Genomic DNA, 1,442 nt, shown 5'->3' with positions numbered 1-1,442 from the left:
CCCGGCGAGTCCACCGAAACCGACACCCGCACCAGATCCCCCTCCCTCCGTACCGCGACCCGCGCCCCGTCGGGCGCCGCCTGCTCCGCTGCCGCCACCGCCGCACTCGTCGGCTCCTGCCGGGCCGCCGCGCGCGCCCCGGCCCTGGCCGCGTCCACGCACTGGATCTGCGCGGAGGCGGCCATCAGCGCCCATACCAGGGCCATCCCGAGCAGCACCAGGGCCGGGATCACCGCGGCCGCCTCCGCCGTCACATAGCCGCGGTCCCCGCGCCGGCCGGAACGGCTCTCAGAACTGGACACCGAGTGCCTTCCCGATGACCCCTTCCAGTGCCGCCTTCACTCCATCGCTGGTCACCACGCGGTAGAGCAGCGCCGCGAAGCCGCATGCCGCGACCGTCCCGAGCGCGTACTCGGACGTCGTCATCCCCGCGTCGTTCGCCCGCATCCGGGCCCGTACACGCCTGAAGTACCTCATTCCAACCCCTCTGATTACGAGTGTTCGACTGCGTGCGCTCGATTGCGCTTGTTCGCTTCCGCTGTGTTTGTTCGCTTCCGCGGGGGCTGACCGCGGCGCCTCAGCCGCCGTTCAGGAGCCCGCCCGCCAGGCCGATCACCACCGGCACGATCCCGACCGCGAGAAACGCGGGCAGAAAGCACAGCCCCACCGGCGCGGCGATCACCACCGCCGCCCTGCGGGCCCGCGCCGCGGCCGTGCGCGCCCACGCGGCACGGCACTCGGCCGCCAGGAGCGCCATCTGCTCGGCGGCCGGGGCGCCCGATGAGCCCGCCCGCTGCAGACAGCGGGCCAGCGGTCCAGCGCCCGGTATCTCGCCCAACCGCCGCCAGGCCTGCTCCGGTTCGCCCCCGAGTCGCAGCTCTGCAGCCGCCCGTGCCAGCCGATCGCCGACCGGCCCTTGCAGCGACTCCCCCACCGCCTCGGCCGCCGCGACCGGCCCGGCTCCGGCCGCGATGCATGCCGTCAGCAGGTCGGCGGCGAGTGGCAGTTGGCCCGCCGCCTCCTCGCCCTGGTCGGCCGAGCCCTCCCGGCCCCGCCCTCGCCACCGGCGCCATGCGACATATCCCGCGGCCACCCCGAGCACAGCGCCCACGACACCGCCCACCAGGGCGTACCCGGCGCAGACCGCGCCCGCCACCGGTAGCCAGCCCCGCAGGTCTCCCTGCCACCGGAATCGTCGCGGCGCCGGACGCTCCGCACCGAAGATCAGCCGCAGCCTCAGGCGCGCCCGCCGTTCGCGCCGCCCCACCACCACCGCCCACACCACACAGGCCACGGCGACCGCCAGCGACACCGCCACCCCCAGCCTGTGGACAACTTCCGCACCCATCGCCCCGTCACCTCCACACGATCCGCACCCGCCGGACAGGCCCTAAGCCCCCTGCGCCCCTCGCACAATCCGCACCACCCACCACACCCCCAGC

General features: G+C 74.9%; 3 protein-coding genes. All 3 read right to left on the bottom strand.

The window, feature by feature from the left end:
- On the bottom strand, window positions 1-302 hold a 302-nt coding region (locus U9R90_RS36210), incomplete at its 3' end, for a TadE family type IV pilus minor pilin (RefSeq protein ID WP_411061743.1).
- A complete protein-coding gene (locus U9R90_RS36205; protein ID WP_411061741.1) occupies window positions 289-477 on the bottom strand; it encodes a DUF4244 domain-containing protein in 189 nt (62 codons plus the stop codon). The genes U9R90_RS36210 and U9R90_RS36205, both read right to left, overlap by 14 nt.
- Before the next feature lie 100 nt (window positions 478-577).
- A complete protein-coding gene (locus U9R90_RS36200; protein WP_411061740.1) occupies window positions 578-1,348 on the bottom strand; it encodes a type II secretion system F family protein in 771 nt (256 codons plus the stop codon).
- Between the last annotated feature and the right edge of the window lie 94 nt (window positions 1,349-1,442).

This window comes from Streptomyces sp. E11-3, from assembly GCF_046540415.1.
In the GTDB taxonomy this organism is placed as follows: Bacteria; Actinomycetota; Actinomycetes; order Streptomycetales; family Streptomycetaceae; genus Streptomyces.
The sequence above is the reverse complement of the archived record's forward strand: the minus strand, read 5'-3'. Positions and strand labels throughout refer to the sequence as shown.